The 26,995-nt window shown below is 74.9% G+C and carries 19 protein-coding genes; 9 read left to right on the top strand and 10 right to left on the bottom strand.

Features of this window, described 5'->3' with window-relative positions; genetic code table 11:
- Positions 1 to 12: 12 nt before the first annotated feature.
- Positions 13 to 2,832, bottom strand: coding sequence for an AAA family ATPase (locus tag ACFY2K_RS31640; RefSeq protein WP_387716107.1), 2,820 nt, complete (start codon positions 2,830 to 2,832; stop codon positions 13 to 15).
- Positions 2,833 to 2,987: 155 nt separating this feature from the next.
- Here ACFY2K_RS31640 and ACFY2K_RS31635 point away from each other — a divergent pair, with 155 nt between their 5' ends.
- Positions 2,988 to 3,551, top strand: coding sequence for a TetR family transcriptional regulator (locus ACFY2K_RS31635; protein WP_387716105.1), 564 nt, complete (start codon positions 2,988 to 2,990; stop codon positions 3,549 to 3,551).
- Between the two features lie 244 nt (positions 3,552 to 3,795).
- Positions 3,796 to 4,155: a hypothetical protein gene (locus tag ACFY2K_RS31630; RefSeq protein ID WP_387716103.1), complete on the top strand. Its 360-nt coding sequence runs from the start codon at positions 3,796 to 3,798 to the stop codon at positions 4,153 to 4,155.
- A 78-nt stretch (positions 4,156 to 4,233) separates the two neighbouring features.
- Here the strand turns inward: ACFY2K_RS31630 and ACFY2K_RS31625 are convergent, their stop codons facing one another.
- From ACFY2K_RS31625 to ACFY2K_RS31615, 3 genes are all read right to left on the bottom strand, one after another.
- Positions 4,234 to 5,277, bottom strand: a complete 1,044-nt coding sequence (locus tag ACFY2K_RS31625) for a trypsin-like serine peptidase (protein WP_387716101.1) — start codon at positions 5,275 to 5,277, stop codon at positions 4,234 to 4,236.
- Between the two features lie 137 nt (positions 5,278 to 5,414).
- The gene (locus ACFY2K_RS31620) at positions 5,415 to 7,142 is read right to left on the bottom strand and encodes an ABC-F family ATP-binding cassette domain-containing protein (protein WP_380529765.1); all 1,728 of its coding nucleotides are present in this window, start codon (positions 7,140 to 7,142) and stop codon (positions 5,415 to 5,417) included.
- Between the two features lie 330 nt (positions 7,143 to 7,472).
- A complete protein-coding gene (locus ACFY2K_RS31615) occupies positions 7,473 to 8,705 on the bottom strand; it encodes a cytochrome P450 (protein ID WP_380529767.1) in 1,233 nt (410 codons plus the stop codon).
- Positions 8,706 to 9,008: 303 nt separating this feature from the next.
- Here ACFY2K_RS31615 and ACFY2K_RS31610 point away from each other — a divergent pair, with 303 nt between their 5' ends.
- Positions 9,009 to 9,935 carry an alpha/beta hydrolase gene (locus ACFY2K_RS31610; RefSeq protein ID WP_387716099.1) on the top strand — a complete coding sequence of 309 codons (927 nt, stop codon included), beginning with the start codon at positions 9,009 to 9,011 and terminating at the stop codon, positions 9,933 to 9,935.
- Between the two features lie 68 nt (positions 9,936 to 10,003).
- Complete coding sequence (locus tag ACFY2K_RS31605) at positions 10,004 to 11,365, top strand: epoxide hydrolase family protein (RefSeq protein ID WP_387716097.1); 1,362 nt, start codon at positions 10,004 to 10,006, stop codon at positions 11,363 to 11,365.
- A 111-nt stretch (positions 11,366 to 11,476) separates the two neighbouring features.
- Here ACFY2K_RS31605 and ACFY2K_RS31600 read toward each other — a convergent pair whose 3' ends face one another.
- Positions 11,477 to 12,316 (bottom strand): alpha/beta fold hydrolase, encoded by an 840-nt coding sequence (locus ACFY2K_RS31600; protein WP_380592506.1) that lies wholly within the window; start codon positions 12,314 to 12,316, stop codon positions 11,477 to 11,479.
- A 212-nt stretch (positions 12,317 to 12,528) separates the two neighbouring features.
- Between ACFY2K_RS31600 and ACFY2K_RS31595 the strand changes: the two genes are divergently transcribed.
- A complete protein-coding gene (locus tag ACFY2K_RS31595) occupies positions 12,529 to 14,229 on the top strand; it encodes a tannase/feruloyl esterase family alpha/beta hydrolase (protein ID WP_387716094.1) in 1,701 nt (566 codons plus the stop codon).
- 120 nt (positions 14,230 to 14,349) lie between these two features.
- Here ACFY2K_RS31595 and ACFY2K_RS31590 read toward each other — a convergent pair whose 3' ends face one another.
- The 5 genes from ACFY2K_RS31590 to ACFY2K_RS31570 form a co-directional block, all read right to left on the bottom strand.
- Positions 14,350 to 16,023, bottom strand: a complete 1,674-nt coding sequence (locus ACFY2K_RS31590; RefSeq protein ID WP_387716092.1) for an AAA family ATPase — start codon at positions 16,021 to 16,023, stop codon at positions 14,350 to 14,352.
- A 54-nt stretch (positions 16,024 to 16,077) separates the two neighbouring features.
- Positions 16,078 to 16,506 (bottom strand): hypothetical protein, encoded by a 429-nt coding sequence (locus ACFY2K_RS31585; protein ID WP_380533103.1) that lies wholly within the window; start codon positions 16,504 to 16,506, stop codon positions 16,078 to 16,080.
- A 169-nt stretch (positions 16,507 to 16,675) separates the two neighbouring features.
- Positions 16,676 to 17,302 (bottom strand): hypothetical protein, encoded by a 627-nt coding sequence (locus tag ACFY2K_RS31580; protein WP_387716090.1) that lies wholly within the window; start codon positions 17,300 to 17,302, stop codon positions 16,676 to 16,678.
- A 127-nt stretch (positions 17,303 to 17,429) separates the two neighbouring features.
- Entirely contained in the window at positions 17,430 to 20,075 is a 2,646-nt protein-coding gene (locus ACFY2K_RS31575; RefSeq protein WP_387716088.1) for an RICIN domain-containing protein, read from the bottom strand.
- Between the two features lie 128 nt (positions 20,076 to 20,203).
- The gene (locus ACFY2K_RS31570) at positions 20,204 to 21,484 is read right to left on the bottom strand and encodes an ROK family protein (RefSeq protein ID WP_380531821.1); all 1,281 of its coding nucleotides are present in this window, start codon (positions 21,482 to 21,484) and stop codon (positions 20,204 to 20,206) included.
- Between the two features lie 160 nt (positions 21,485 to 21,644).
- Between ACFY2K_RS31570 and ACFY2K_RS31565 the strand changes: the two genes are divergently transcribed.
- The 4 genes from ACFY2K_RS31565 to ACFY2K_RS31550 are packed head-to-tail and all read left to right on the top strand — an operon-like array spanning position 21,645 to position 26,833.
- Entirely contained in the window at positions 21,645 to 22,958 is a 1,314-nt protein-coding gene (locus tag ACFY2K_RS31565) for an ABC transporter substrate-binding protein (RefSeq protein WP_387716086.1), read from the top strand.
- A 37-nt stretch (positions 22,959 to 22,995) separates the two neighbouring features.
- Positions 22,996 to 23,940: a carbohydrate ABC transporter permease gene (locus ACFY2K_RS31560; RefSeq protein WP_380531815.1), complete on the top strand. Its 945-nt coding sequence runs from the start codon at positions 22,996 to 22,998 to the stop codon at positions 23,938 to 23,940.
- Positions 23,937 to 24,818 (top strand): carbohydrate ABC transporter permease, encoded by an 882-nt coding sequence (locus ACFY2K_RS31555; RefSeq protein ID WP_380531812.1) that lies wholly within the window; start codon positions 23,937 to 23,939, stop codon positions 24,816 to 24,818. The genes ACFY2K_RS31560 and ACFY2K_RS31555 overlap by 4 nt, the downstream gene beginning before the upstream one ends.
- Positions 24,819 to 24,829: 11 nt before the next feature.
- The gene (locus tag ACFY2K_RS31550) at positions 24,830 to 26,833 is read left to right on the top strand and encodes a hypothetical protein (RefSeq protein WP_387716084.1); all 2,004 of its coding nucleotides are present in this window, start codon (positions 24,830 to 24,832) and stop codon (positions 26,831 to 26,833) included.
- Positions 26,834 to 26,995: the final 162 nt, after the last annotated feature.

The following is a 26,995-nucleotide window of genomic DNA, read 5'->3' as shown; positions in this document are numbered from 1 at the left end:
AGCGGTGTTCGGTCAGCAGCGATCCGGCAGGCCCGGGTCCGGCGCGGGGGACGCCTCGTCCAGCCCGGTGAGGGCGTCGCGCAGCGCCGCCCTGGTGGTGATGCCCAGCTTGGGGAAGATCCGGTACAGGTGGGCGCTGACGGTCCGGGGGGACAGCCGGGTCTGCTCGCCGATCTCCTTGTTGGTCAGGCCGCCCGCGGCCAGGTCGGCGATCCGGCGCTCCTGCCAGGTCAGCAGGCTCGCGGTGCGCGCCGCCGGCCGGGTCGGGACGCCGCCGACCCGCAGTTCGGCCCGGGCCCGGGCGGCCCAGGCGACCGCGCCCAGCCGCTCGAAGGAGTCGGCGGCCGGGGCGAGGAACTCCCGTGCCACGGTGGCGCCCCGGGCGCGGCGCACCCGGATGCCGTGCGCCAGGCGGATCCGGGCCAGCTCGAACGGGAAGTGTGCCGCGGCCGGGTGGGAGACGGCGTGCGCGTAGGCCCCGGCGGCCTCGTCCTCGTCCTCGGCGGTCATGGCCAGGGCCCCGTGGGTGACCAGGGACAGCCGGGGGGAGACGGCGGGCAGGCCGGCCTCCCGGGCGGCCAGCGCGTGGGCGCGGGCCTGCGCGGTGCGCCCGGTGTGGACGGCGGCCTCGACGAGGTCGAGCAGGGTGCGGGAGGCCTGGTGGGCGTAGGGCTGGAAGGCGCCCGGCGCGGTGATGCCGATGGCCTGGAGGTATGCGCCCTCGTAGTCGCCGTCGCTCAGCGCCGCGGTGGTGCCGGCCGCGTCGGCGAGCTGGGTGAGGAAGCCGATGCCGCGCGGGCGGGCCCAGGCGTCGACCACCGCCTGGAGCTCGCGCGCGGTCGCCGTCTGCCCGCGCATCGCGGCGAGTTGGGCCAGGTAGGCCCGGGTCTGCTGGGCGAACAGCTCGTGCCCGTGCTCGTCGGAGCGCAGCAGGGCCCGCCGTCCGGTCCGTTCGGCGGCCTCCCACTCCCCGACGGCCATCTGGTCCAGCATGATCAGGTGCAGCATCACCATGCCGGTGGAGACCGCGCCGGTCTCCAGCTCGCGGGAGACGACGCGCTGCAGGTGCGGGCGGAGCGGGCTGAGGACGTCGAGGTGGTAGGCGGAGACGGCCAAGCGGGCGACGTCCCAGGGCTCCTGGCCCGGCAGGTCGGCGGCGGCCCGCTCCACCGGTGCGGTCCAGCCGGCGCCGTGGCGGACGACGTCGCTCCAGGTGGCGCTGTAGATCCGGGCCCGCTCGCCGACCCGTTCGCCGAGCGTGGCGAGCAGGGCGTGGGTGCGTTCCCACAGGGTCCGGTCGGCGGCGAACTGGCTGGTGGCGAGCAGCAGGGCGAGCAGCCGGTCCAGCACCTCGGGGTCGTACCCGGCGGTGGGGTCGGCCGCCGGGTCGGCAGTCCCACCGACCAGCCGTTCGACGGCGGCGGCGATCTGCCGGTGGGTGGAGCGCACGTCGCCGTCCTGGTAGAGCGCCTGGTAGCCGGAGGCCAGTGCGGCGGCGGGGGAGCGGTCGGCGTCGGGCCCGGGATCGGCCCGCAGGATCCGGCGGGCGTGGCCGAGGCGGGCCGCGTGCCCCGCGATGAACGCCGCGTCGCCGAGCCGCCGGGACCGCTCCGCCGGGTGCTCGCTCAGCTCGGCGGCGCGGGTCAGCCAGGTCACCGCCGTCAGCGCGCCGCCGCGACGGGTCGCGGACTCGGCGGCGGCCTCCAGGACCCGGGCCACCTCCTCGTCCGGGTCCAGGGTGGCCTCGGCCAGGTGGGCGGCCCGCCGTTCGAGGTTGTCCCGGTGGAGCAGCGCCAGCGTCCGGTGGGCCTCGCGGCGCTGGTTGGGGGTCGCCAGCTGGACGACGCTGGAGCGCACCAGCGGGTGCCGGAAGGCGAACTCACCGGTGGCGGGCTCGATCACCAGCAGGCCGCGGGCGACGGCCTCGTCGGCGTCGCGCATCCGGTACCGGCCGGCGGGGCCCGCCGCGTCGCCGGGTCCGGCCGCGACGCCGTCGAGGGCGCCCTTGAGCAACTCGGCCCGGACGGCGGCGTCCAGGGCGGCGATCCGGGTGCCGTAGAGGTACTGGAGGCGCCGGGACGGCGAGGCGCCGCGCAGGGCCTGCGGGTCGGCGGCGGCACGTTCCGGGTGGCGGCCGGCCGTGTGGCCGGGCAGTTCCAGCAGGGCGAGCGGGTTGCCCTGGGCCTGGTCCAGTACGAGGCGGCGCGACTGCCGGTCCAGCGCGGGGTAGTGGCCGTCGAGCAGGAGGGCGGCGTCCTCGTCGGTGAGGGTGCCGACGGCCAGCTCGGGCAGTGCGGCGGTGTCGAAGGGGGAGGCGATGTCGGAGCGGACCGCGAGCAGCAGCTTCAACCGGCTGCCGGTCAGTCGGCGGCCGACGAATCCGCAGACCGCGGCGCTGGAGTCGTCCAGCCACTGGCCGTCGTCCAGGACGAGGAACAGCGGTTGCTCGACCGAGGCCGAGGACAGCAGGCCGAGCACCGCGATGCCGAGGGTCATCAGGGAGGGCGGCGTGCCCCCGGCGCCGGTGTGGCCGAAGACGGCGTCGAGGGCCGCCCGGGAGTTGTGCTCCAGTCCGGCGGTGTGCGGCAGCAGCGGGTAGAGGAGCTGGTGCAGTCCGGCGTACGGCAGTTCCGACTCCGCCTCGACCCCGGTGGCCCGGACCACGAGCCGCCCCTCCCGGACGGCCAGGTCGGCGGCGTAGTCGAGCAGGGTGCTCTTGCCGACCCCGGTCTCGCCGCGGAGGAGGAGGGTGCGGCCCTCCACGGAGCGTGCGAACTCGGCGAGTTGCTCGCGTTCGCTGTCCCGACCGAGCAACGGCACGGCTGATCCCACGGTCCAGTTCCCTCCCCGATCGAACCTCCAGGTCGTTCGAAGACCGCGAGCCATGGACGCCGGCCAACTTTCAACTACCTGGTTGGTTGATTACACCCGGACAAGGAACCCGCTGTCAACCAACCGGTTAGTCGGTGCTGGGCTAAGGTCTGCGCATGCAACGCGACGCCGAAGCCACCAAGCAGAGACTCATCGCGGCCGGGCGGGCCGAGTTCGCCGCCCACGGACTCCACGGCGCCCGGGTCGACCGCATCGCCGAATCCGCCCGGAGCAACAAGGCGCAGATCTACCACTACTTCCACAGCAAGGTGGGCCTCTTCGACGCGGTCTGGAACTCCGCGGTGGAGCAGATCATCGGCAGCCTGCCCTTCGACGGGGACGAGGACCTCCCCGAGTTCGCGGCCCGGCTCAGCGACATCTACGCCGAGCACCCGGAGATCCCCCGGCTGATCACCTGGCAGAACCTGGAGCGCGGCGACGAGGCGCTCAACGGCTACGCCGTCGACGAGGTCCGCAGGCGGACCGGCATCCTCGCCGACGCCCAGGCCCGGGGCGTGGTGTCGGACCGGTTCGAGGCCCGGTTCCTGTTCGCGCTGATGGTCCACCTCGCCATGCTGTGGCCCGCGATGGCCCCCGAGGTGCGCACGGTGGTGGACTTCGACGACGCGGCACACCGCCGGGAGCTGGTCCGGCGGGTGGCCGCCGGGCTGCTGGAGTGACCCGGGCCGCGCACCGCGCACCGTTCGCGGTGAGCCGGTCCGGACGTACGGCGTCACCGGACGTACGGCGTCACCGGACGTACGGAGTCATTCGACCGATCCCGCCTCCGTACCGGCACCGGTGATGTGCAGTCAGATGACCGATGCCGCGCCACCGCCCCCCGCGGCAGGGTGGAGGCGGGTAGGACCCGGCGGGGTCCGAATCGTTCGGCATCCCGGCACACCCACGGAAGGCGGTTCCCACATGTCCACTTCGAAGAGGATGCTCCGCGGCTCGGCCGCGGCGGCCGTCGCGGTCGCGGCCCTGATCGGTCTCGGTGCCGGTTCGGCGCAGGCGGCCGGCTGGCCGCCGTTGCAGCCGGGCGCGCACCTGTACACCGGCACCGACGGGAGCGGCGCGGTGACCACGGTCGACCTGGGCGACCTCGGCACCTGTCACACCCTGGCGGCGCCCGTCCGCTCGGTGCAGGTCGCCGACGGCTCCGCGTCCGTGGTGCTGTACCCGGGCCGGGGCTGCGCGGGTGCGGTCCCGTGGGGCACCGGCTCGCTGGCCCAGTCCAACACGCCCTGGACGATGCTGAGTTACCGGGTGGTCCCGGCCTGACGGAGGCCGGGGCGCGGTGACGGACGCCGGTGCCGGGGGTGCGAGCCGCGCCCCCGGCACCGGCGTTCCCCGGCGCTGTCAGCGCGCCTGGGCCCAGTCGTAGAGGCGGTGGGCGCTGTCACCGAAGCGGGTGGCGTAGAGCGTGCCCGGCTGCCCGCCCACGAGTTCGTCGGTGGTGGTGGTGACGCCGACGACGGTTCCGGAGCCGGTCCGGGTGTCGAACCGGGCCAGGTGCGGGCCGCCGCTCGCCCCGTGGCCCATGTTGCAGGACTCGCCCCACAGCAGGGGCGCCTTGGGGCTCTGCCGGTTCGGGCCGGCGCAGTGGATCATGCGCGAACCGGCGTACTGGGCCGCGGGATCGTTGAGGCGGTCCTTCGGGTAGCCGAAGGCGTGGACGAACTCCGCGTCGACGGGATCGGAGAACGCGATCCGCTGGTTCCCCGTGACGTCCGCCAGCCGCCGCCCGTCGGGAGACGGGTTCCCCACCAGGACCCCCGTGTCGAAGCCGGCCGCGGCGACGTCCGAGGAACTCGTGCCGTTCCGGTCGGCGTCCCAACGGGAGGACGTCGCCATGGACTTGATGCTGAACCCGCCGAGCGGTTTGGTCCCGTTGCGGTAGCCGGGCACGAAGTAGACGTTGTGCGTCCAGGTGCCGTCGGCGGTGGGCGCCCCGACGCCCCGCAGGCAGTGCGCCGCGGTGACGAGGGTGCTGCGGTTCGCGCCGGTGACGACGGTCGCGGTGCAGCTGCCGTCGTAGCCGTCGGAGAAGGTGAAGAAGAGCCGGCCGACGCTCCTGTTCACCGCGCCGCCGTGGGTCCAGACCGCCCCGGGATCCGGGGTGCTGGGGGCGAGCGGGCGCGGGTCGTCGGGCGTGTTGTCGTCCGCGGGCACGGGGGTGTTCTCGGGGACCATGGCGCCCGCCAGCTTCATCCGGTCGGCCGTCCAGTAGGCGTCGATCCGGTTGCGCTCCTGCGGGGTGGTGGCGCCGGCGTGCGAGGTGACGGTGTCCGGCTCCGCGGCGAGGGCTGCGGTGGGCAGCAGGGCCGCCGCGGTGGCCGCGCTCAGCAGGAGGGCTGCTGCGGTGGGGAGTCGGCGGGGGAGTGCTCGGCGTGTGGTTGACATCGTCGCCCATCTCGGTCGGTGCGGTCGGTGGGCAGGGGCGGCCGCGGTCCGCCCCTGCTCACCGGGGATGTCCGGCACTGTACGAACGGAACGTCAGGTCCGTGTCTGGACCGCGTATCGCCCGTCCATCGGTAGCGTCAGGTTCCGGTAACGGCGGCGCGGCCCGGCAGCGGTGCCCGCTGCTCACTCCGGTCCGGCTCCAGCCGCAGCTCGCGGCCCTGCCAGCGGCGGCGCAGCCAGCGGTCGTGGCTCGCGACGACGATCGCGCCGGGGCCGGTGCCGAGGGCGTCCTCCAACTCGTCGCACAGGCGCGGGGAGAGGTGGTTGGTGGGCTCGTCGAGCAGCAGCAGCCGGGGCGGGTGGGCGACCAGGAGGGCGAGGGCGAGGCGGCGGCGCTGCCCGAGGGAGAGACGGGCCACGGGCTTGTCGAGGTCCGCCGGGTGCAGCAGGCCGAGGGACGCCAGCGGCACCCGCTCGGCGCGGGCCGGGCCGAGGGCGAGCCGGTAGGTGTCGTGGACGGTGCGGTCGGGGCGGTCGAACGCGGTGTCCTGGGTGAGCAGGCCGACCGTCAGCCGGGGGTGGCGGTGGAGCGTGCCCCCGGCCGGGAGGCGGCCGGCCAGCACCGCGAGCAGGGTCGACTTGCCCGTGCCGTTGCCGCCGGTGACGAGCAGTCGGTCGGTGGCCGTGACGTCGAGGTCCGGCAGCGGGGGCCGGCCGGGGACCCGGACGCCCCGGAGGGACACCAGGGGCTCCGGGGTCTCCGAGGTCTCCGAGGTCTCCGGGGTCTGCGCTGCGACGAGGGCGTCCGGCGCGGCCAGGGCGTCGGCCGCGAACCGCAGCGGGCGCGGCGGCTCGGGCACCTGGGCGCGCTCCAGCTCCGCCAGCCGGCGGGCGGCGTTGCGCACCCGGCGGGCGACCTGGCTCTGCACCCGGCCGGCGCGGTGCCCGTAGCCCATCTTCTCGTGGTCGCGCGGTCCCCGGTCCGGGGCGACCAGGTGCGCGGTGACGCCGGCCGAGTGCCGCAGCTGCGCCAACTCCTCCTGCTCCTCGGCGTACCGGAGCTCCCAGCGCTCCCGCTCGGCGCGCTGCGAGCCCAGGTAGGCGGAGTAGGCGCCGCCGAAGCGGACCGGGCCGTCCACCGTCGGGTCGAGGTCGATCAGGTGGGTGCAGACGGCGTCGAGGAAGGCCCGGTCGTGGGTGGCGACCAGCAGGGTGCCGGGGTGCGCGCGGAGCTGTCGCTCCAGGAAGGCGGCGGCGCCGTCGTCGAGGTGGTTGGTGGGCTCGTCCAGCAGCAGTGCGGACGGCCGGCGGACGAGCAGCGCGGCCAGGGCGAGCCGGCCGCGCTGTCCGCCGGACAGCGAGCCGAGCGGGCGGCCGTGTCCGGGGGCGCCGGGGCCGAAGGCACCGAGGCCCAGTCCGTCCAGGACCAGGGCGGCGCGGCGGTCGGCGTCCCAGGACTCCCGGTACTGGGCCTGTTCGAGCCGCCGGCCGTAGGCGTCCAGGAGGTCCCCGTGGCCGGGGTCGGTGTCCGGGACGCGGGCGATCTCCGCGCCGAGCCGGTCGAGTGCGGCGAGGTCCGCGCGGGCCTCGCGGAGCGCGTCGTCCAGGACGGAGGCGACGGAGGCGGAGGCCGGGAACGGCAGCTCCTGGTGCAGGAAGCCGAGGTCCGCGGGGCGCGAGACGGTGCCGGAGTCGGGTTCGTCCAGGCCGGCGAGCACCCGCAGCAGGGTTGACTTCCCGGCGCCGTTCTCCCCGATCAGGCCGATCCGTTGGCCGGGCGAGGCGGTCAGGCCGAGGCCGTCGAGGACGCGGCGGCCGTCGAGGTTGCGGACGAGGTCATGGGCGAGCAGGGCGTGCTGGAGCACGGGGATCCTTCCGGGGGAGGCGTCGGGCCCCGGCGGTCCGCGGGAAGGGCGGAGCTCTGCCCGTGGGCGGGCGCCGGGGAAAGGGGTACGACGAGGCGGACCACTTCGGCGGTGCTCCTGAGCACCCGCCGGTGGCCGTCAGCTCCGGGGCTCACCCGGAGATGTCGTCGTCACCCGCCACGTCTGCCGCTCCTCGCTCCTCCGGCCGTACCCGGACGGCCGGCTGACTGCATGCTGACTGCACGTCACGGCGACTCTAGCAGGGGCGGGCCCGTTCCCGTCACCTGTCCGACAGGTGACGGGAACGGGCCGTTCGGAGCCCCCGTCCGGTCAGCCGAGCCGGTAGCGGACGGGGAGGGTGAGCACGCCGCGGATGATCCCGGAGCCGATCCAGTCGAGCGAGTCCACCGGGACGGCGAGTTCCAGCTCCGGGACACGGGCGAGCAGGACGCGCAGGGCGATGGTGGCCTCCAGCCGGGCGAGCGGGGCGCCGAGGCAGTGGTGGATGCCGTGGCCGAAGGCGAGGTGGCGGGCGTCGGGTCGGGCCACGTCGAGGGCGGCCGGGTCGCCGGAGCCGGTCTGCGGGGCGTCCTGGCCGGCGGAGCCGAGGGCGACCACGACCACGCCGCCCCGGGGGATCCTCACCCCGCCCAGGTCCAGGTCCTGCGCCGCGTAGCGGTTGGTGGAGCGTTCCACGGAGGTGTCGTGGCGCAGGAACTCCTCCACCGCGCCGGGCAGCAGCTCCGGCCGTTCGCGCAACCGCCGTAGTTGGTCCGGGTGCTGGAGCAGGGCGAGTTGGGCGTTGCCGAGCAGGTTGACGGTGCTCTCGTGGCCTGCGACGACCAGCATCAGCGCGGTGCCGACCAGCTCCTCCTCGGTGAGGCGGCCCGCCTCCCGGTCGCGGACGGAGACCAGGGCGGACAGCAGGTCGTCCTGCGGGTGGCGGCGCTTGGCCGCGACCAGGTCGGCCAGCAGGTGGTGCAGCGCGGCCAGCGCGGGGCGGTGCTCGGGGGAGGCGGGCCGCAGCGCCTGCGCGGACCAGTGGCGGAAGTCGCGGTGGTGCGCGGCCGGGACGCCGAGGAGCTCGGCGATGACGGTGGCGGGCAGCGGGGCGTTGTAGGCCTCGACGAGGTCGGCCGTGCCCGCGGGCGGCAGGGCGTCGAGCAGCCGGTGGGCGATCTGCTCGATCCGTGGGGCGAGTTCGGCCGTGCGGCGCGGGGTGAAGGCGGCCGCGGCGAGGCGGCGCAGCCGGGTGTGCTCGGGCGGGTCGGCCTCCATCATCTGGGCGCCGAGGCCGACGGCGGGCCGGTGCAGGACGAAGCCGGCCGCGTCGAGGGCGTCGGCGGCGGGGGTGGCGTCCTTGAGCAGGCCGGGGTGGGTCAGCGCCGTCCTGGCGAGGTCGTGGCCGACCACCACCCAGCCCTCCAGGCCGGGTTGGAACTCGGCCCGGTGGATCGGGCCGAGCTCCCGCAGCCGGGCGTACCGGGCGGGGGCGTCCGCCTTGAAGGCGGCGTCGAGGACCACCGTGGCCGGCCTGTGGGCGGGTTCGTCGTTCGCGTCCATGGGAGCGACTCCTGTCGGGGGAAGGGAGGTCGGCGGGGGGTGGGACCGGGCCGACGTCCGTGACCTGGGGGTCTCCATCCTTCGGGCGGCCGGGGAGCCCCGCATCGGTCATCTGACGTCCGGGCCGGTCGGCGGCGGGCCGCTCCATGACTGCACGTCGGTTCCGGAGTCATCTGACCGAAGCCCCGGCACCCGCCAGTGGGCCACGGTGGTGGCAGCACGAACCACCCATGAACCACCGACGTGCGCCCGACGCGCATACGACGCGCACGCGATGTGCCGATCGACAGGAAGAGGCCCCGGATGGCCAGGTCAGAGATCCGCTTCGACAGCGCCGGCATCGAGATCGCCGCGCACCTGTACCTCCCCGACACCCCGGCCCCCGGTCCGCGCCCGGCCCTGGTGGTCGGCCACCCGGGGACGGGGGTGAAGGAGCAGGCGTCCGGCACCTACGCGCGGCTGCTGGCCGGGCGGGGCTTCGTCACCCTCGCCTTCGACGCGGCCCACCAGGGCGAGTCCGGCGGTCTGCCGCGCGGGCTGGAGGACCCGGCCCAGCGGGTGGAGGACTTCAAGGCCGCCGTGTCCCACTTGGTCACCCGCCCGGAGGTGGACGCCGAGCGGATCGGCCTGCTCGGGATCTGCGCGTCCGGCGGGTACTCCCTGGCCGCCACCGGCGGCGACAGCCGGGTCCGGGCGGTGGCCGCCGTGTGCACCGCCGACCCGTCCCGCCAGTTCCGGCTCGGCGCCGACGGCGGCCAGGACCCGGCCGTCTTCCGGGCCCTGCTGGACGCGGCCGCCCGGGCCCGCACCGCCGCCGCCCGGGGGCAGGACCCCGGCGGGCTGACGGTGTTCCCGGAGACGGCCGAGCAGGCGCGCGAGCTCGGCGGCGAGCACGGCGCCGAGGGCTTCGCGTACTACTGCACCGCACGCGGCGCGCACGAGCGGTCCGCGAAGTCCCTGGCCTGGGAGAGCGTCGACCGCCTGGCCGGCTACGACCCCTTCTTCGCCGTCCCGCTGATCGGCCCGCGCCCGATCCTGCAGATCGTCGGCGAGCGTGCCGTCACCGCCTGGATGGCCGTCGAGGCCCACCAACGCGCCTTCGGACCGGCCGAGTTGCACCGGATCGCGGGCGCGAGCCACGTCGACCTCTACGACCGGCAGGAGTACATCGACCGGGCCGTCGACAAGCTGGCCGGCTTCTTCACCGCCCACCTGGACGCCGCGCACTGAACGGCCGCGCCGGTGCCCCGGCGTCCGCACCGCACCTCCCGTCCCCTTCCGAACCCGAGGAGTCCTCGATGGCAGCATCCGGAAACACCAGCACCAACCGCCCCTCCACCGGCCGACGCCGCTTCCTCGGCCTCGCCGCGGCCGGTGTCGTCGCCGGGCAGGTCGGCGCGTCCGCCCAGGCCCAGGCGCAGACCCCGAACGCGGCCCCGGCCCCGACGTCGGCCCCGGCGCCCGCCCCGGCTCCGCGGCCCGTGCCGGGCATCCGCCCCTTCCGCATCAAGGTCCCGCAGAGCGAGCTCGACGAACTCCGCCGCCGCGTCCGGGCGACCAGGTGGCCCGACCGCGAGACCGTCGACGACCGCAGCCAGGGCGCCCAGCTGGCGAAGCTGCGCCCGCTGGTGGAGCACTGGGGCACCCGGTACGACTGGCGGACCGTGGAACGGCGTCTCAACGGGCTGCCGCAGTTCGTCACCGAACTCGACGGACTGGACGTCCAGTTCGCCCACATCCGCTCCCCGCACCCCGGCGCGATGCCGATGCTGATGACCCACGGCTGGCCCGGCTCGATCGTCGAACTGCTCAAGGTCATCGGTCCGCTGACCGACCCCACCGCCCACGGCGGCCGCGCCGAGGACGCGTTCCACCTGGTGCTGCCGACCCTGCCCGGCTACGGCTTCTCCGGGAACCCCGGCAAGGCCGGCTGGAACTTCGCCCGGATCGCGCGGGCCTTCCACGCGCTGATGCTGCGCCTCGGCTACCCGGAGTACGTCTCGCAGGGCGGCGACCACGGCGCGATCCTCTCCGAGGTGCTCGCCGTCCAGCAGCCGAAGGGGCTGCTCGGCATCCACGTCACCATGCCGGGGACCGTGCCGGAGGACCTGCTGCGCCGGCTGCGCAACTTCGACCCGGCCCCGGCGAACCTGTCGGCCGAGGAGGTGCGGGCGTACGACCGGCTGCTGCACTTCTACCGCGACGGCTTCGGCTACGCGGCGATGATGAACCGCAGCCCGCAGACGATCGGTTACTCCCTCACCGACTCCCCGGTCGGCATGGCGGCCTACTACTACGACAAGTTCGCGGAGTGGACGGACTCCGACGGCGAGCCCGAGAAGGTCCTCACGTACGACGAGATGCTGGACGCGATCTCGCTGTACTGGCTGACCGGCACCGGCGCCTCCTCGTCCCGACTGTACTGGGAGGGCACCCGGGCCGGCGGCGGACCGTTCAACGCGGTGCCGATCCCGAAGCTGCCGGTCGCGGTGACGGTCTTCCCCGCCGAGATCTACCCGGCGCCGCGCAGTTGGGGCGAGCGGACCTTCGGCAACATCATCCACTGGAACGAGGTCGACCGCGGCGGCCACTTCGCCGCCTGGGAGCAGCCGCAGCTGCTGGCCGAGGAACTCCGCACCGCCTTCCGCGCGCTGCGCTGACGCATCGGCCCCGGAGCAGCGCTCCGGGGCCGACCCGGGGCCGACGGCGGGAGGGCGGGCGGATCGGGAGGGCGGATCGGGGGCGCCGCCCTCCCTGCTCAGGGCCGCCGGTCAGCGGGTGGCGCGGGCGGCCTGCTCGACGACGCCCGCCACCACACCGGGGTGGGACACCGCGACGGAGTGCGACGCGGCCACCTCGGTGGTGTGGGCGTGGGCCCGCCCGGCCATGAACCGCTGGGCGTCGGCCGGGATGTTGCGGTCCTCGGTGGTGATGACGTCCCAGCTGGGGACGGTCTGCCAGGCGGCGGAGGTGGCCTGCTCGGTCAGCGCCGCCTGGGCGATCGGCCGCTGGGCGGCGGCCGCCAGCGCGGCCCGGTCGGCGGGGACGTCGGCGGCGAACTGGGCCCGGAACCGGTCCTGCCGGATGTACAGGTCGGTGCCGGTGCTGCCGTCGGCGTTGGTGACCGGTACCGGGTCCAGCGCGCCGGACAGGGTCGAGCCCGGGAACGCGTCGGTCAGCTGGAGCGCGGACTCGCCCGGCGCGGGCAGGAACGCCGCGACGTAGACCAGCGCCTTGACCTGCGGCCGGCCGACGGCGGCCGCGCTGATCACCGAGCCGCCGTAGGAGTGGCCGACCAGGACGACGGGGCCCTTGACGTGGTCGATCACGCTGCGCAGCGCGGCCGCGTCGGAGGCCGGGCCGCGCAGCGGGTTGGCGGCGGCCACCACCGGGTAGCCGTCGTGGCGCAGCCGGGCGACGACGCCGTCCCAGCTGGAGCCGTCGGCGAACGCGCCGTGCTCCAGGACGACGGTCGGCTTCGGGCCCCGGTCGGCGGCCGCGTCCTCGGTCGCGGCGCTCGCGGTGCCGGCGACGGCGAAGGCGATCGCGCCGACCCCGGCGGCGGCACCGGTGGCGAGGCGACGCAGGCGGCCGTGCTCAAGGCTGAACATGCAAGTGCTCCAAGGGGTTTCGAATGGTGAGTGGATCCAGCGGGCCCCACTGTGGTCCGCCGTCCGGGCCCGGCGCATCGGTCATGTGACTCCATCCTTCCGGCCGCTCGGGTGCGCCCCGGGCGGTGTCGGCGGAGCGTCAGGTGACTGATGTGCCGTCACCGCCGGCGCGGCCAGAGTGAGGGGGCCAAGCCCGATACCGAGGAGAGATCATGAAGAGACGGTTCCTGGCCGTCGTCGCGGCGGCCGTCCCCCTGGTCGCCGCCGCTGCGGTGTCCACTCCGGTGAGCGCGTCACCGGAGCTCGCCGCCGCCGTCAGCGCCACCACCGTGAGCACCGGCGCGAGTGCCACCGCCACGAGTGCCACGGCCACGAGTGCCACCGCCGGCCCGTCGGCGTTCAGCTGCGCCCCGGCCGGGATCCCGGCTCCGGCGGGCACCGCCGTGGAGTCCGTCACCGCGGTCGCGGTGCCGGCGGGGACCTTCCAGGTGCCCGGGGAACCGCCGCTCGGCGGCTTCCCGGTGCCCGACGTCCCGGCGCACTGCGAGGTGACGGTCACCCTGACCCACCCCGGCGCGAACGACCACGCCAAGGTCAACGTCTGGCTGCCGCAGGCGGGTTGGAGCGGCCGCTTCCAGGCGGTGGGCGGCAGTGCCTACGCCGCCGGGGACAACGGGGCCGGGCTCGCCGCGGCCGTCAAGCAGGGCTACGCCGCCGCCACGACCGACGCGGGTGTCGGCGGGGCCCTGGACACCAGCTGGGCGCTGGACGCCGCCGGGCGGGTCGACACCGCGCTGCTGGACAACTTCGCCTCCCGCTCGGCGCACGAGATGGCGCTGGTCGGCAAGGAGGTGGTGGCCGCGGCCTACGGGCGGGCGGCGTCCTACTCCTACTGGAACGGCTGCTCCACCGGCGGCCGCCAGGGCTACCTGGAGGCCCAGCGCTACCCGACGGACTTCGACGGCATCAAGGCCGCCGCGCCGGGCGTCAACTGGAACCAGTTCGAAGTCGCCACCCTGTGGCCCCAGGTGGTGATGAACGAGACCCGCACCTACCCGACCGGGTGCGAGTTCGACGCCTTCAACCGGGCCGCCCTCAAGGCCTGCGACACGCTCGACGGCGTCGCCGACGGCCTGATCAGCGACCCGCAGCGGTGCGACTTCGACCCGCGCCGCCTGGTCGGCACCCGGGTCGAGTGCGACGGCAAGCAGGTCACCGTCACGGCGGCGGACGCCGAGGTGGTCCGCCGGATCTGGGACGGCCCGCGCGACGTCAACGGCAAGCGGCTCTGGTACGGCCTGCCGATCGGCGCCGACTTCCGCTACCTGGCGGCCAGCAGGACCGATGCGAACGGCGTCACCACCGGCGTGCCGTTCGTCGTCCCGGCCGCGTGGGTCGCCACCTTCGTGCAGAAGCAGCCCGGGTTCGACACCGCCCACCTCAGCCGGGCGCAGTTCGACCGGATCTTCCGGGCGGCCCGCGCCGAGTACGACCAGGTCATCGGCACCCGCGACGCGGACCTCTCCGCGTTCCGTGACGCCGGCGGCAAGCTGCTCAGCTGGCACGGCGACGCCGACCAGCTGATCCCCACCGCCGGCACGGTCGACTACCGCAAGCGGGTGGAGGAGCGGATGGGCGGTGCGAAGAAGGTCGACGACTTCTACCGGCTGTTCCTGGCCCCCGGCGTCGAGCACTGCGGCCTGGACGGCGGCAAGGTCGACGACCTGGCGGCGCTGACCGCCTGGGTGGAGCAGGGCAGCGCGCCGTCGGTGCTGCACGCCACCCTGACCACCGGCACCGGCGCCACCGTCGCCCGCGACCTGTGCCGCTACCCGATGGTGTCCCGCTACACCGGCCACGGGGACCCGGGCGCCGCGAGCAGCTTCCGCTGCGTTCAGCCGCCGCGGCACTGACCCCCGGATCCGGCCGGGGGGGGGGGGGGGCCGGGGCGCCCGCCCCCCCCCCCCGGGGGGGGGCGCGGCGCCGCGGGCCCCGGCCCCCCCCCCCCCCCCGGCCGTGGGTGCGGTCGGGCGTCAGGTCCGGCGGTCCGCGTCGGCCCGGTTCAGCGCGTCGCGCAGGGCGGCCCGGGCGGTGATGCCCAGCTTGGGGAAGATCCGGTACAGGTGCGAGCCGACGGTGCGCGGTGAGAGATGCATCCGGTGGCCGATCTCCCTGTTCGTCAGGCCGCCGGCCGCCAGCTCGGCGATCCGGCGCTCCTGCGAGGTCAGCGGGGCCGAAACCGGTGCCGAGGCCGGTGCCGAGGCCGGTGCCGAGGCCGGTGCCGAGGCCGGGGCCGGACTCCTGGCCGGTTCCGGGGCCGGGCGGTGTGACGGGACGTCGGCGGCGCGCAGTTCGGCCCGGACCGGCCGTTGCGCCTGACCGAGTCGGGCGGCGTGACCGGCGACGAAGGCGGCCTCGGCCAGCCGCCGGTGCCGTTCGGCCCGGTCCTCGCTGAGTTCGGCGGCCCGGGTCAGCCAGTGCACGGCCGCCGGCGCCCCGCCGCGTCGGGCCGCGGACTCGGCGGCGGCCTCCAGGACCGCGGCGACGTCCTCGTCGGGGTCGACCGTCGCGGCCGCCAGGTGGGCCGCCCGGCGTTCGAGGTTCCCCCGGTGGGCCCGGGCCAGCACCAGGTGGGCGGCGCGGCGCTGGTCGGCCGTGGCCAGCTGCACGACGGTGGAACGCACCAGCGGGTGGCGGAAGACGAGTTCGCCGGTGACCGGCTCGGTGCCCAGCAGCCCGGCTGCCACGGCCGGGTCGGCGTCGCGCATCCGGTACCGGCTGTCGGGGAGCGCCTCGGCGCCGCCCGGGGAGCCCGCGTCGTCCAGGGCACCCGTCAGGAGCTCGGCCCGCACCCGCGGGTCGAGTGCTTCGATGCGGGCGCCGAACAGGCGGTGCAGCCGCCGGGGCAACGGCACGCCGGGCCGGCCGACGAGGCCCTGGACCGGGAGGCCGTCGACCGGGAGGCCGTCCGACCGGTTCGCGAGCTGGGCGGGCAGCTCCAGCAGTGCGAGCGGGTTGCCCCGGGCCTGGTCCAGTACGGTCCGGCGGATCCGCGGGTCCAGCTCCGGGTACCGCTGGTCGAGAAGGCGCCCGGCGTCCTCGTCACCGAGGGCGGCGACCGGCAGTTCGGGCAGGGCGGCGGTGTCGAAGCGGGACGGGACGTCGGTGCGGACGGCGACCAGCAGCTTCACCCGGCTGCCGGCCAGCCGCCGGCCGACGAAGCCGAGGACGTCGGCGCTGGAGTCGTCCAGCCACTGCCCGTCGTCGAGGACCAGCAGCAGCGGCCGCCGGGCGGCGGAGACCGGGAGCAGGCCGAGGACGGCGATGCCGAGCGTCATGACCGACGGCGGATCGCCCGGCGGGACGTCAGGCGATCCGCCCGGCACCGAACCCGGCACCGAACCCAGCACCGAGCCGAGCACCGCCCGGGAGCCGTCGTCCAGCCGCGCGAGGCCGGCGAGCAGGGCATGGAGGAGCTGGTGCAGCCCGGCGTGCGGCAGTGCGGACTCAGCCTCGACGCCGGCGGCCCGGACGACGAGGTGGCCCGCCCGCTCGGCCCGCGCGGCGGCGTGGTCCAGCAGCGCGCTCCTGCCGACTCCCGCCTCGCCCCGCAGGACCAGCGCCCCGCCCGTGGCGGACTCCACGAACGCCGCCAGCTCCGCCTGCTCCTGCGCGCGCCCCACCAACGCCGTACCGGTGGACCCCATCCCCGTGCTCCTTCCTAACGGCTCCCACCGGGCGTGCCACGGGCGGGCGGCGGTTCAGCCGGTGCGCAGCGGGCCCGCGAAGGACTTGCGGAGGGCGCCGGGGGCGGCGACGGGGAGCAGGGCGGCGAGCATCCGGCCCTTGAGGTGCTGGGGGTGGCGGGTCAGTTCGACGTCGACCCGGGTGCCGTCGCCCTCGGGGGTGAGCTTGAAGACCCAACCGCCGCCGGGGCCGAAGAGCTTGGAGTCCAGGGTGGTGACGGTGACGGTGTCGCCGTCGGGCTGCCACTCGTAGCGGGCGCGCTCCCAGGCGGCCGCGGTGCCCTCGGTGACCTCGGCCCAGGTGTCGCCGAGGGCGTGCACCTCGAAGTGTTCGGCGTCGATGGACGGCCAGGCCTCGGCGCGGGCGGGGCTGAAGTCGGTCAGGACCGCCAGGACGTCCTCGGCGCCGAGGGTGGAGACGAGCTGGAAGCGTACGACTGCCATGGTGGTGTCCTCATCAAAAGTAACTGTTCTGACCGGTGACGAAAGAGTTCCATGAGTCGGCGTCACCCGTCAAGACGGTGACGCGAATCGGGTCGGGGAACGCGGAACGGGCGGACACCCGTGAGGGGGTGTCCGCCCGTTCTGCGTGCGGGTCAGCGGTCGGTGGGCCTCAGGGCACGGCCGGGGGGAGCGTCGCGCCGGGGGAGGCCGGGGCCCAGGTGGGTGGGGCGGCGGCCTCCTGGGGGTCGGTCTCGCGCATCAGGACGCGCCAGCCGTCCGCGCCGCCGTTGCCGTCGAGGCGCAGGCGGAACTGCTTGACCTGCCGGGTGCGCCCGAAGTACAGCACCACCGACTGGCGGACCTCGCCCTCGCCGTGGAACTCCGCCGTCACCGGGCCCTGCGCGCCCTCCCGGAACGTCCGGACCCAGTTCGCCGCCGTGCTGCGCGCCTCGGCGCCGGAGCCGTCGGAGGTGGCCATCGTCGCCAGCGAGCCCTCGGAGCCGTCGGCGAGGCGCCAGACGATCTGCTGGGTCAGGTGCAGGGTGCCGGTGGAGGGGTAGCCGACCACGCGCAACGGCTCGTGGGAGGCGTAGTCGTTGACGTAGTCCAGGCCGTCGTCGGCGGACAGCCACCAGGCGGTGGCGGCGGAGGAGACGAGGGCGGCGGCCACCGCGGCGGCCGTGACCGTCCTCCACCGGCCCGCAGGGTTCTCCCGGCTCTCCCGACTCTCCGGGTTCTCCGCGTTCTCCGCGGGCCTGGTGGTTCCGGTCGGCCCGGCAGGCCTTGGGTGGTGCATTGCCGCTCCTTTGCCCACTGTTGAACAACAGTGCTGCGGGGAGCTTAGGGCGTGTCCGGTGGATCGGGCCAGGTCCGGGGCCGCCCCCGGCGCTCGACGGCGCCGGGGGCGGCCGGGTGGCGGTGGGTCAGTCCAGCGTCCACCGCTGCAACGGCGAGCCGCTGTCCGGTTGTTGGGCCAGCAGGTCGCCGTCGGCCGGTCCGGCCGTGGTCAGCAGGAGTCCGCTGCGGCGGTTGGTCAGGGTGTAGGCGCCGGAGGGGAGCCGGGTGGCGGTCCAGCGCTGGTTGTCGCCGCCGGTGCAGGTCCACTGGATCACCGGGGTGCCGGGTGCGGTGGCGCCGCCCCGGCCGTCCGCGCACAGCCGGGAGTGGAGGTTGGTGAGGGTGTACGAGCCGTCGGCCTGCCGGGCGAAGGTCCAGCCCTGGTTCCGGCCCCCGTTGGTGGTCCAGGTGTCGAGCCGGGTGCCCGGGGTGGTGGACCAGTCGGGGACATCCAGCGCCTTGCCGCCGGTGGACAGCACGTGGGTGCCGTCGAGGACCGGGGCGGCGCCGGCCGGGGTGAGGGTGAGGGTCTGGGCGGTGACCGGGCGGGTGTCGGCGGTGCTGCCGGGGTTGTCCCAGGTGCGCTGGGGGGAGGTGGTCACGGCCTGGGCCCCGGTGGTGAGGCTGAGCGCGAGGTCGCTGTAGCGGTTGACCAGGCGGTAGCCGCCGGTGGGGGTGGACGGGCCGCTGCCCGCCGGGCTGGTGACCACCGTCTGGACGGACCACTGCTGGCCGACGGTCGGGCTGCTGCCACGGGCGGCGAGCGTGGGGGCGGCGCCCCAGGCGCGTCCGGCGTTGCCGCGGGAGTCGACGCCGAGCAGCTTGCCGGAGCCGGCGTTGGCGATGGTGTAGAAGCCGTCGCCGGTGGGGGTGAAGGTCCACTGCTGGGCGGCGGTGTCGGCGGTGGCGGAGGTGGTGAGGGTGCTCCCGCTCTGGGCCAGCGAGTGGCCGTCGCCCGCGGCGAGCCGGTACGGCACCCCGGTGGTGACGGGGGCGGCCGGCGGGGCGCCGGCGGCGGTCGGGGCGATGCTGACCTCGGCGTACTCGCCGCTGCCGGTGGAGCAGCTGTACCAGCAGTAGGAGCGGAAGGTCTTGCCGAGCACGGTGGTGCCGGTCCGGCTGCCGGAGTCCACCAGCCAGCGGTACCAGGAGCTCTGCGGCCCGCCGACGGAGCCGATGTCGGTCCACTGCTGGGTGGCCAGGTCGTCGGTGACGTAGTAGTGCTGGGGCTGGTCGGAGCCGGCCTCGTTCTCGGGGGTGCCGAGGTACTTGCCGAGGTAGGCGCTCCAGGCGATGTTCAGCACCGAGAGCTGCGAGGGGGCGGGCATGGTGCCGGCGGCGATCTGGGTGCGGATGCTGCCGGTCCGGTCGGGGGAGTAGCCGTCGCCGGGGGCGAGGTAGCCGGTGCCGACCCCCTGGGCGGGGACGAGGTCGCTCTCGGCGCCGCCGATGCCCGGGGTGGACCAGGAGCCGTCGTGCCACTTGGTCCAGGAGGAGGCGGCCAGCTTCCCGGAGATCGGCGCGCGGGCGACGTGCTCCTCGAAGCCGCCCCAGCCGCCGGTCTTGTCGACGGCCCGGGACATGTAGAAGACGTAGAAGTAGCCGGAGCGGTAGTCGGTGAACAGGCGCGGGTCGCCGTCGCCGTAGGAGTAGGTGGAGCCCGGGAAGGTCGTGGTGTCGCCGCGGACGGTGCTGTACGGGGTGGTGATCGCGTGGTCGGTGATGGTCCAGGTGTGGCCCCGGTCCTTGGAGACGGTGGCGTCGATGGCGTCGTAGTGCAGGCCGTCGCCGAAGGGCTGCGGGGTGAACTCGTTGTGGACCAGGCCGTACCACCAGCCGGTGTCGGGGTCGACCCAGACCCCGGTCAGGTCGCAGTAGTTGGGCTGGGCGTAGCCGGAGCCGGCGGGGGCGGCGGTGGCGCCCAGGCCGGTCGGGCTGTTGTCGCAGCGCCAGGTGGTGTCGCCGTTGCTGTCCTGGGGGTTGGCCGGGTTCACCGCCGTGCTGATCGGCGCGAGGGTGGCGGTGTCGAAGTCCGAGCCGCGGTAGAACTGCCAGCTGCGGCCGTCCTTCGCGCCGTACAGCGAGTGGGCGGACTGGTAGTAGAACTGCCCGTCGGTGTCGGTGTAGCCGAAGGCGGGGGTGTCGTCGGCGTTGCCGAAGGGGACGGGCTTCCCGGCGGAGAGGGTGTACGACGCGGGCGGTGCCGCGCTGCCGCCCCAGACCTCGGTGGGGGAGGGCGTGCACGGCGCGAGGCCGACCCGGGCCCCGTCCGTGGCCGAACTCCCCTGGACGGCCAGGCACTTGGCCGACTTGGCGGAGTAGACGGTGCCGTCCGGGAGCCAGCCGAAGCGCTGGTTGGGGCCGGAGGTGCAGCCGTACAGCTGGAGCAGGGCGCCGGTGGCGTTGGAGGCGTCGGTGACGTCGAGGCACTTGCCGAACGCGGTGACGCTGCCGTCGGGGTTGCGGGTCCACTGCTGGCGGGCCGAGCCGTCGCAGCCGAGCAGTTGGACGGGGTTGCCGTCGGCCGTGCCGCCGTCGGCGTCGTCCAGGCACTTGCCGCCGATGGTGACCGTGCCGGTGGTGGCGGCAGCGGCGGTGGCGACGGCGGCAGTGGTGGTGGGCGGGGCGGCGGAGGCGGGGGGTGCGGCGGCGAGCGGCAGGCAGGTGGCCGCCGCCAGGGCCAGGACCGGCACGAGCGAGGCCCGGGCCGGCCGGGACGTCGTCCGTCTCATCGGGGGATCCTTCCGGAGGCGTGCCGCCCGCTGGGTGGGGGAGGCGGCACGACTGGCGATTAGTTCCGCCAGAATCCGAACTTATTGCGGGTCATGTCAAGACCCGTGCAGCAGATCGGGGCGTACGGTCAGCGCCGGGCGGGCGTCATGGCGCTGGTCGGGTCCTGGTAGACGGCGTCCAGGGCGAGCAGCGCGCCGCCCCGGGCCGTCCCGGTCAGCCCGGTGGTGGACAGCACGATCTCGCAGCCCCCGGCGTCCGGGGCCATCACCCGCTCGCGCACCTGGGCGGTCACGCTGTCCAGCAGGTACTCGCCGAAGAAGGCGAAGTGCCCGCCGAGGACGATCAGCCGGGGGTTGAGGACGTCGGCGAGCAGCGCCAGACCGGGCGCGAGGTTGTCGGCGATCCGCTGCACCGCGGCCAGGGTGCGGGCGTCCCCGGCGCCCGCCCGCTCGCGCAGTTCGGCGAGTCGGCGCTCCAGGTCCACCATCGGGTCCCAGACCAGGTCGCCGGGGTCGGCGGCGTAGCGCAGCAGGGCGCCGCGGCCGACGGTGGTCTCCCAGCAGCCGCGTCTGCCGCAGGCGCACAGCTGCTCGGAGGGCACCAGTTGCAGGTGGCCGACCTCGCCCGCGTAGCCGCCGGCCCCGCGCACCAGCTGCCCGCCGGCGATGATGCCCACCCCGACGCCGGTCTGGCCGGTGACGTAGACCAGGTCGCGGACGTTGTCGGCGGAGGCGGTCACGTACTCGGCCAGCGCGCCGAGCTTGGCGTCGTTCTCCAGGTGCAGTTCCGGGGCGCCGGGGCCCAGGCGCTCGCGCAGGCCGGCGATGGCGGGCACGTCCCGCCAGCCGATGTTGGAGGCGAAGCCGACGGTGCCGGTGGCCATGTCGGTGGCGCCGGGCGTGGCCAGGGTGACCCCGGCGACCCGGCCGCCGTCGCGGCGCAGCGCCTCGATGCCCCGGGCGACCAGCTGGGCGGTGGTGTCCAGGGTGGCGTCGGGCCCGGCGGCCCGGACGTCGAAGGGGATCCGCTGCTCGGCGGTGACCTCGCCCTTGAGGTTGAGGGCGAGCAGGCTGACGTAGTCGACGTTGATCTCGGCGCCGATGCCGTGCACGCCGCTGCCGTCGATCTCCACGGCCTGCCCGGGCCGGCCGACGGTGCCCCGGTCCCGCTCCGCCTCGCCCTCGCGGATCAGCCGGCCCTCCAGCAGTTCCGCGGTGAGGTTGGAGACGGTGGCCTTGGGCAGGCCGGTGTCCTCGGAGATGCGGGCGCGCGAGCGGGGGCCCTCGTCGCGCAGCAGCCGCAGCACCATGCCGAGGTTGGCCCGGCGGGACGACGAGCGGTCGCGGGCCACGGCCGGCCCGGCCATCGCCAGACTCCGTACGCCCGAGCCTTGAAGCGCTGCCTTCACGAACCGCTCCTCCTCCGGTGCCACCGTCACGGCCGACGCGGGCGTCGACACTGCCTCTTGACTTTATCAGGGTTGGTTCAAACAATAACCGAACGAATTGGCCGGTTCCCACTCCGCCCCCGGGACCGCGCCCCGCCCTCCCGGTTTCGAGGAGACACACGTGAAGACAAGACCCGTTTCGACGGCCTCCGCACTCGCGCTCGTGACGGCCGCGGTCCTCGTCGCCGGCTGTTCCTCCGGCGGCAGCGGCAGCAGTGGCGCGGACGCCGCCCCCGGCCCGGTCAAGCTCGACTTCTGGGGCTGGGCCCCGGGGTACGAGGAGTCGGTCGCCCTGTTCAACAAGACCCACCCGGGCATCCAGGTCAGCTTCGGCAAGACCGCCTCCGGTTCCAAGGGCGGCTACACCAAGATGCTCACGGCCGCCAAGGCGGGCAACGCCCCCTGCCTGGCCCAGGTCGGCTACGAGACCCTGCCCAGCTTCGCCGCGGCCGGCGCCCTCACCGACGTCGGCACGTACACCGCCGACGCCAAGGGCAGGTTCGCCGACTGGACCTGGAAGCAGGTCACCGTCGACGGCCACACCTACGGCCTCCCGGTCGACACCGCGCCGATGGCCCTGATGTACCGCAAGGACCTGTTCGCGAAGTACGGCATCGACAAGCCCCCGGCCACCTGGGCGGAGTACGCGGCCGACGCCGCCAAGGTGCACGCCGCCGACCCCACCGTGTACCTCGGCAACTTCGGCAACGACCCGTACACCTACGCCGGCCTCGCCTGGCAGGCGGGCGCCAAGTGGTTCGGCACCGGCAACGACCAGTGGCAGGTCAGCCTGAACAGCGACGCCAACCGCAAGGTCGCCTCCTACTGGCAGGACCTGCTGGACAAGAAGCTGGTGAAGGCCGACCCCAGCAACGACGCCTCGCAGTTCAGCGACATGGCCAACGGCAAGATCCTCTCCGACGTCAACGCGGTCTGGGACGCGCCGATCATCGCCGGCAGCGTCAAGGACGGCGCCGGGCAGTGGGCCGTCGCCCCGATGCCGGTGTGGGACGCCGCCAACCCGGCGTACGGCAACGACGGCGGCTCGGCCACCGCCGTCCTGAAGGGCTGCGCCCACGCCAAGGAGGCCGCCGAGTTCGCCACCTGGATGAGCACCGACCCCGACAGCGTCGGCAACCTGATCAAGGTCACCGGCATCTACCCGGCGGCCACCTCGGCGCTCGCCCACCCCGCGCTCTCCCAGCCCGACCCCTTCTACGGCGGGCAGGTGATCTACGACGTCTTCAAGGCCGAGACCGCCCACATCACCACCGACTGGCAGTGGGGCCCGACCATGACCCAGACCTCCACCGACCTCGGCGACGGGCTCGGCAAGGCGGGCACCGGAGGAGCCACCCTGCCGAACGTGCTCGCCGACCTGCAGAGCAGGACGGTGGCCGGCCTCAAGCAGCAGGGCCTCGCCGTCGCCGGCTGACCGGGCACCCGGACCGACCAAGGAGGGACGAACCCCCATGACCACCGCCCTCGCCGGGCGGACAGCACCGCAGGACCGCGCCGCCCGCCCGGACCGCCCCGCCCGCCACCGGGCCCGGACCGTCGCGCTGTTCCTCGCCCCGTTCCTGCTGCTGTTCACGGCGCTGTACCTGGCGCCGATCGGCTACACCCTCTACCAGAGCCTGTTCCGGATGCACCGCTCCGGCCTCGGCCTCTCCGCCCCCACCCAGGTCTTCGCCGGCCTCGGCAACTACGCGACGGCGCTGGGCGATCCGGCCTTCCGCGGCTCGCTGCTGCGGGTGCTGCTGATCGGCGTGGTCCAGGTGCCCGTGATGCTGGCCCTGGCCCTGGCGCTGGCCCTGCTGCTGGACGCCGGGTCGACGATGTTCAAGCGGTTCTTCCGGCTGGCCTTCTTCCTGCCGTACGCCCTGCCCGGGGTGGTCGGCGCGATCATGTGGTCCTACCTGGTCGCCCCGGGCCTGAGCCCGATCACCGCCGCCGCCCACCACCTGGGCCTGGACCTGAACCTGACCTCGGACGGCATGCTCGGCGCGACCATCGGCAACATGCTGACCTGGGGCTGGACCGGCTACAACATGCTGATCATCCACTCCGCCCTCCAGGCCATCCCGGCCGAACTGGCCGAGGCGGCCCGGATGGACGGCTGCTCGGCCTTCGGCATCGCCTGGCGGATCAAGGTCCCGATGATCCGCCCCGCCCTGGTGCTGACCACGGTGTTCTCCGTCATCGGCACCGCCCAGCTCTACAACGAGCCCGCGATCCTGCACAACGTCGCCCCCAACCTGAGCAGCAGCTACACCCCCATCTACGCCGCCTACAACGCCGTGGACGCCAACGACTTCAACCTCGCCGCCACCGAGTCCGTGGTGCTCGCGGTCCTGGCGTTCGCGCTGTCCTTCGGCTTCCTCAAGCTCGTCCAGCGTCGCGGGGAGGCCCTGTGAGCACCGCCACCGACACCGCCACCGAAACCGGCACCGCCCGGTACCAGGCCTCCCGCTGGCTCACCCTCGGCGTGCTGCTGATCGCCTCGGTCTACTTCCTCGCCCCGGTCTGGTGGCTGCTGGTCGCCTCGACCAAGACCAGCAGCGGCCTGTTCGCCGGGAACGGCTTCTGGTTCGGCGACTTCGCCCTCGCCGACAACCTGCGCGACGTCTTCACCCGCCAGGGCGGGATCTACTGGCAGTGGCTCGGCAACAGCGCCCTCTACGCCGTGGGCGGCGCGGCCGGCTCCACCCTGATCTCGGCGATGGCGGGCTACGCACTGGCCAAGTACCGCTTCCGGGGAAGGGAGTTGACCTTCAACGGAGTGCTCGCGGCCGTGCTGGTGCCGCAGCCGCTGCTGGCCGTGCCGCTCTACCTGATGTTCTCCCAGCTGCACCTGGTCAACTCCTACTGGGCGGTGCTGCTGCCCAGCACGGTCAGCCCGTTCGGCGTCTACCTGGCCAGGATCTACGCCGCCGCCTCCGTGCCGGACGAGCTGATCGAGGCCGGACGGATCGACGGCGCGGGCGAGTTCAGGATCTTCGCCACCATCGCGCTGCGGGTGATGTCCCCGGCGCTGGTCACGGTCTTCCTGTTCCAGTTCGTCGCCATCTGGACCAACTACCTGCTGCCCGTGCTGATGCTGGCCGACGACCACCTCCAGCCGGTCACCGTCGGCGTGGTCGGCTGGCAGGCCCAGCGGGCACTCGGCCCCGGCGCGCCGCCGCTCAACATCGTGGTCACCGCCGCCATGGTCTCCGCGATCCCGCTGGTCATCCTGTTCCTGTCCCTGCAACGCTTCTGGCGCGCCGGCCTCACCGCCGGGAGCGTCAAATGAGGAGGCCCGGCGTGCCCGCCCGGTACCACCTGCGGTTCCAGCTCCATCCCACCCCGGACGCCGCCGAACGCGCCGCCGAACTCGCCTCCTTCTGCCGGGAGTCGGGCGTCGAGGAGGTCGTCCTGCTGCTCGCGGCCGAGGAGCTGTACCCCGGCCACCCGGCGGGCGGGGTGGAGGACCGGCTGTACGACACCGCCGCGACCGCCACGGCGGTCCTGCGCGCAGCCGGGCTCGGCGTCAGCCTCAACCCCTGGGTCACCCTCGGCCACGCCGACCGCGGCCGGGCCGACCGGCTCGGCTTCGCCCCGATGGTCGGACCGGACGGCACCGTGGCCACCGCCCAGGCCTCCCCGGCCTGTCCGCGGTTCCGCGCCTGGATCACCGCCCACTACGCCCGCTTCGCCGAACTCGACGTCCGCGTGCTGTGGTTGGAGGACGACTTCCGCTACCACAACCACGCTCCGCTGCCCTGGGGCGGCGGCTTCGAACCGCTGATGCTGGAGCGCCTCGCCGCATTGGCCGGGGAGCCGGTGGACCGGGAGCGGGCGGTCGCCGCCGTGACCGCCCCCGGCCCGCCGCACCCCTGGCGCGCGCTGCTCCAACAGGTCTGGCGCACCGCACAGTTGGAGGTGGCCGGCGAGGTGGCGGCGGCGGTCGCCAAGGCCTCCGGCGGGCGCGCGCGGCTCGGCCTGATGAGCTCCGAGCCCGGCGTCCACTCGGTCGAGGGCCGCGACTGGCCGGCCCTCTTCGACGCGCTCGCCATCGACGGGGAAGTCTGGCACCGGCCGCACTTCGCCCGCTACTCGGACGCGCCGGGCCGCGAACTCAGCTTCTCGGTCTGGATGCTGGAGGTCCAGCGGGCCCTGCGGCCGCGCCACGTGCGCAGCGCGCCGGAGGTCGAGAACTGGCCGCACACCGCGTGGTCCAAGTCCGACACCCAGACCTGGTCGGAGCTGGTGGCCGCCCAACTCGCCGGCTCCGAAGCGCTGTTCCTCAACCTCCACCCGATGCAGTCCGGCGCCGCCGGACGCTTCCCGCGGGTCGCCGAGCTGCTGCGCCGCTCCCGGCCCGCGCTGGACCTGCTCACCGGCCCGGCGGCGCGCACCCACGGCGTGACGCTGCCCGTCCGCCAGGACGCCGCCGCGCACGTCCGCACCCGCCGGGGCGGCGACCTCGCCGAACTGGCGGTCGACCCCGGCCCGGCCGCGGACCACCTGCTCCGCTACGGCGTCCCGGTCACCGCCGAGGACGGCCCGGTCCGGGTGCTGTTCGGGCAGCTCGCCTGGGCCTACCAGGACGCCGAGCTCCGGCGGATGCTCGCCGACGGCCTGCTGCTCGACGGCACCGCCGCCCACATCCTGCGGGCCCGCGGGTTCGGCGAGCTGCTCGGGGTGACCGTCGAGGAGGTCGTCGAGCGCGGAGCAGGGGGCGGAGCCGGGGGTGGAGCCGCGGGCGGGCCGGGCCCGTACGCGCTGGAACGCGTGCTGACCGGGGAGGGCGCGGGCGCCTACCTGAGCGTCAACCTCCAACCGGCCCTGGCCCGGCTCCGGCCGGCGGCGGGGGCCGAGACCTGGACCGAGATCCTCACCCCCGACCACCGGTTCTGGGGCGCCGGCCGGTGCGTCTTCACCAACGAGCTCGGCGGCCGGGTCGCGGTGACGGCCGCCACCGCCGTCGAGCTGCTGCCCCACGACGACGACGGGCAGCGCCTGCTGCACGCCGCCGTCCGCTACCTGGAGGGCGACTCCCCGACCCTGCCGCTGGTCACCGGCGGGCCCCACCTGATCCCGCAGTTGACCCGCACCGAGCACGGCTGGCGGCTCGCCGTCGCCAACGGCAGCGCCGACCCGGCCCACCCCCGGGTGCACCTGCCCGTCGGGGCCGTCCGGGCCGAGGGCATCCTGCTCCGCCCGCTGGCAGACCCCGAGCCGGTCGAGGCCGCGGTGACCGGTCGCAGCGTCGAGGTCACCGAGGAGCTGCCGCACCGCGGCTGGCTGCTGCTCGACTGGCGGTAGCCGCGGCCGGCCCGGGCACCTGGGGCGTGTCGGACACGCCTTCGGTCAGGCCGACCTGACGGTGGGAAAGCGGTCGCCGCCGACGGCCCAGCGGCCGCGGCGCATCACGGCGACCAGGTCGTAGGTGTCGGAGTCGAGGACGACGAGGTCGGCGAGCTTGCC

It is taken from the genome of Kitasatospora sp. NPDC001309 (assembly GCF_042896295.1).
Taxonomy (GTDB): domain Bacteria; phylum Actinomycetota; class Actinomycetes; order Streptomycetales; family Streptomycetaceae; genus Kitasatospora.
This window is presented reverse-complemented; position numbering and strand designations above follow the sequence as displayed.